At 50.0% G+C, this 3,952-nt stretch carries 4 protein-coding genes; all 4 read left to right on the top strand.

Features of this window, described 5'->3' with window-relative positions; all coding sequences use genetic code 11:
• Positions 1-219 precede the first annotated feature (219 nt).
• Complete coding sequence (locus tag QVO99_RS00615; protein ID WP_042518701.1) at positions 220-561, top strand: 6-pyruvoyl trahydropterin synthase family protein; 342 nt, start codon at positions 220-222, stop codon at positions 559-561.
• Positions 558-1,133, top strand: a complete 576-nt coding sequence (locus tag QVO99_RS00610; protein ID WP_022315646.1) for a 7-carboxy-7-deazaguanine synthase QueE — start codon at positions 558-560, stop codon at positions 1,131-1,133. Before QVO99_RS00615 ends, QVO99_RS00610 begins: the two co-directional genes overlap by 4 nt.
• A gap of 124 nt (positions 1,134-1,257) precedes the next feature.
• Positions 1,258-2,298 (top strand): type I phosphomannose isomerase catalytic subunit, encoded by a 1,041-nt coding sequence (locus QVO99_RS00605; protein WP_022315645.1) that lies wholly within the window; start codon positions 1,258-1,260, stop codon positions 2,296-2,298.
• Positions 2,299-2,564: 266 nt separating this feature from the next.
• Positions 2,565-3,952: L-fucose/L-arabinose isomerase family protein (locus QVO99_RS00600; protein ID WP_288176836.1), on the top strand; the 1,388-nt coding region annotated here is incomplete at its 3' end.

The following is a 3,952-nucleotide window of genomic DNA, read 5'->3' as shown; positions in this document are numbered from 1 at the left end:
CAAGTTGACGAGTTGACAAAGGCGGGAGGAATATCCTCAAGCCTGTCTTCTCAAGCGGATGCAAAAGTAATTATCATTTATTACAAAGTTGTTACAAAAACACTGATATTTAGACTTTTTAAGCTTGTCTGAAGAGTTTTAAGCCCTAAACACCCTATTGGAGATGCCGGAATTAGGATTTTTACACTAACTTTGCAGTCAGAATTAGCTTCACAATAAATGTATTACGTAAAAAAGAAGATGGAAATAGCAGGCTGCCACAAACTCAGTCTGCCCTACGAGAGCAAATGCACAAACCTGCATGGTCACAATTGGATCGTTACCGTATACTGCAAGGCCAGAGAACTGAACGAGGTGGGGATGGTGATTGATTTCAAGCATATCAAGAACAAGATACACGACTATCTTGACCACGGCAACTTCAACGAGCTGCTGCCTTTCAACCCTACGGCGGAGAACATAGCCAAATGGGTGTGCGACCAGATTCCGGAATGCTATAAGGTGGACGTGGAAGAGAGTTCCAACAATATGGTGACATACGTTAAGGACGAGGAGGAATGATGCGGATAAACGAGATATTCTACAGTCTGCAGGGAGAAGGACGCCACACGGGAACGCCAGCCGTTTTCGTGCGCTTTGCCGGCTGCAACCTCAAGTGTTCGTTCTGCGACACCGACCACTCCAGATACGTGGAGATGACAGAGGAGGAGATTGTTGAGGAAGTGAGGCAATTTCCGGCACGCTTCGTTGTCATCACCGGCGGAGAACCTTCGATGCAGGTCACGGCATCGCTTATAGAGAAGCTACATGCGGAGGGATGCTATGTGGCAATGGAGACCAACGGCACATACGAACTGCCAGAAGACTGCCGTATAGACTGGATAACATGTTCGCCGAAAGGGAAACCGCTGAAGCTGCACAGGATAGACGAGCTGAAGGTGGTGTATGAGGGCAACGACGAAGGAGTGGACAGATATGCCAATGTAGAAGCAAAGGAATACCGCCTGCAACCATGCGACGTGAAAGACGAGACGCAGAACAAGGCAAACCTGCGGGGAACGATAGACTATTGTCTGAAGCACCCCAAATGGAAACTGTCGTTGCAGACACACAAGATAATCAACGTGAGATAAGTTTCAATACGCATCAACAAATATATTTCTGTTTGTTTTTTGGAGTAAATAAAAAAAATGTATCTTTGCATTATCTTATAGACAAGTTTGTAATTAACTTATTTTGAACAACAGACAGAAGAACATGACACTATATCCGCTATTATTCGAACCCAACCTGCACACCGTGGTATGGGGAGGCGACAGGCTCTGCCCCTATAAGGGACTCAAGCCGCAAGATACCCCCATCGGCGAAAGCTGGGAGGTGAGCGCCGTACCGTCGAGCACAAGCATCGTGAGCAACGGCGAATGGGCAGGCAAAGAACTGACAACCGTTATCGACGCACATCCGAAGGAAATCCTGGGCGAATCGGTGAACAAGCTGTATGATGGCAAGATGCCACTGCTCGTGAAACTCATCGATGCCAAAGGAGACCTCAGCATTCAGGTGCATCCCAACGACGAGATGGCAAAGAGAGTACACGGCAAATCGGGAAAGACAGAGATGTGGTATGTCATCGACGCCAATCCCGGCAGTTATCTATATGCCGGATTCAAATCGAAAATCTCTGAATACGAATACAAGAAGCGTATCGCCGACGGCACCATAACCGACGTGCTTGCCCGCCATGAGGTGAAGGCCGGCGATGTGTTCTATCTGCCGGCAGGCAGAGTACACGCCATCTGCAGCGGCATCCTGCTTGCCGAAGTGCAGCAGTCGTCAGACGTCACCTACCGCATCTTCGACTACAACAGACCCGGCCTGGACGGGAAACCGCGTGAGCTGCACACCGAACTGGCTGCCGAAGCTCTCGACTTCAATGTGGAGGACGAATATCGCACTATATATAAAGAGGATGACAACCGTGCCAACCTCATTATGGATTCACAGTTCTTCAGCGTAAGAGTGGCTGAACTGACGGAGCCGTTCCACCGCAACCTGCTGAAATACGACAGTTTCATCATAACGATGTGTATCAAGGGCGACTTCAAGATAAGGATAAGAGAGACAGGCGAAGAGACGACGGTGAGAGAGGGATACAGCTGTCTTATCCCTGCCGCCATCGCCGACTACGACGTGGTGCCGCTAAACGGGACCACAAGGATTCTCGACGCATTCATCGACAACAAGAAACGCGATCTGGGACACCGCATAACGCGTTTTCTCCACCTGTCGAGCAAATAAACCGACCACAACAAACCCTAATGACAGATTGGGCTTGAAACAATATCTTATGGTCATGATGACCGTTTGACCAAAACCGGTCATTAGGGCATGAAGGAGCCGGCATACCGCTTGCGACATGCCGCAAGTGCAGTTCATGGAGTGAATTAATGCTAATTGTTATTAATACACTTCATTAATTCTTTTTTATATATAATATAAAATGTATCTTTGCATACATCTTTACCAAAGAAACAGACATACAAAAACATTTCAAAAATACAATTATGGTTAGCAACAACATTCCTCAGGTCAAGCTGGGCATCATCGCCGTCAGCCGTGACTGTTTCCCTATCGCACTGTCAACACAGCGTCGCGAGAACATTGTAAAAGAATACACAGGTGAGATTTTCAACTGCCAGACCACCGTAGAGAATGAGCAGGACATGCTCAAGGCCGTTGCCGAAGTGAAGGCAGAAGGCTGCAACGCCCTCGTGGTGTTCCTCGGCAACTTCGGTCCGGAAACACCGGAGACACTTATTGCAAAGGAGTTTGACGGTCCGGTGATGTTTGTGGCAGCTGCCGAAGGCGACGGCGACATGATAAACGGCCGTGGAGACGCATACTGCGGTATGCTCAACTGCTCATACAATCTGGGCATGCGCCATCTGAAGGGATATATCCCTGAGTATCCGGTTGGAACGGCAGAGGAAGTGGCAAAGATGATCAAAGACTTCGTGCCGGTGGCACGCACCATCATAGGTCTGAAGGGTCTGAAAATCATCACCTTCGGTCCTCGTCCACAGGATTTCTTCGCTTGCAACGCTCCTATCAAGGGACTCTATGAACTGGGCGTGGAGATAGAAGAGAATTCAGAGCTCGACCTGCTCGTGGCTTACAAGGAGCACGAGAACGACCCTCGCATCGACGCCGTATGCAAGGAAATGGCAGAAGAGATGGGCGAAGGCAAATATTACCCGGACCTGAGCCGCCGCATGGCACAGTTTGAGCTTACTCTCCTTGACTGGGCAGAGCAACACAAGGGTTCCCGCCAGTATGTGGCATTCGCCGACAAATGCTGGCCTGCATTCCCAAGCCAGTTCGGATTTGAGCCATGCTACGTGAACAGCCGTCTGGCAAGCCGTGGCATCCCTGTGGCTTGCGAGGTGGACATCTACGGTGCTCTCTCAGAGTTCATCGGCATCTGTGCTTCTGACGACACGGTGACTCTGCTCGACATCAACAACTCCGTGCCTAAATATATCTACGACGAGGACATCACCGGCAAATACGACTACCAGCTCACAGACACCTTCATGGGCTTCCACTGCGGCAACACTCCTCAGTGCAAGATGTGTTCTGCCCGTGCCATCAAATATCAGCTCATCCAGAACCGTCTGCTCGAGAACGGTGGCACTCCCGACTTCACCCGTGGCACTCTGGAGGGAGACATCGCTGCCAGCCCAATCACATTCTATCGTCTGCAGTGTGACTCTGAGGGCAATCTGCGCTCTTATATCGCTGAGGGCGAGGTGCTCGACGTGCCTACACGCTCGTTCGGCGGCATAGGAATCTTTGCCATCCGCGAGATGGGTCGTTTCTATCGCCACGTGCTCATCCAGAAAGGATATCCTCATCATGGTGCCGTTGCCTTCTCACATGTCGGCAAGACGCT

The sequence above is a fragment of the Prevotella sp. CAG:592 genome (assembly GCF_000436015.1).
Lineage (GTDB): Bacteria > Bacteroidota > Bacteroidia > Bacteroidales > Bacteroidaceae > Prevotella > Prevotella pectinovora.
Note: the sequence above shows the minus strand (reverse complement) of the source record. Positions and strands in the feature narration are given on the sequence as shown.

Bases quoted from the DNA above. Each gene is read 5' to 3' on its own strand.
- QVO99_RS00605 (WP_022315645.1), top strand. From the start codon at position 1,258: ATGACACTATATCCGCTATTATTCGAACCCAACCTGCACACCGTGGTA.
- QVO99_RS00610 (WP_022315646.1), top strand. From the start codon at position 558: ATGATGCGGATAAACGAGATATTCTACAGTCTGCAGGGAGAAGGACGC.
- QVO99_RS00615 (WP_042518701.1), top strand. From the start codon at position 220: ATGTATTACGTAAAAAAGAAGATGGAAATAGCAGGCTGCCACAAACTC.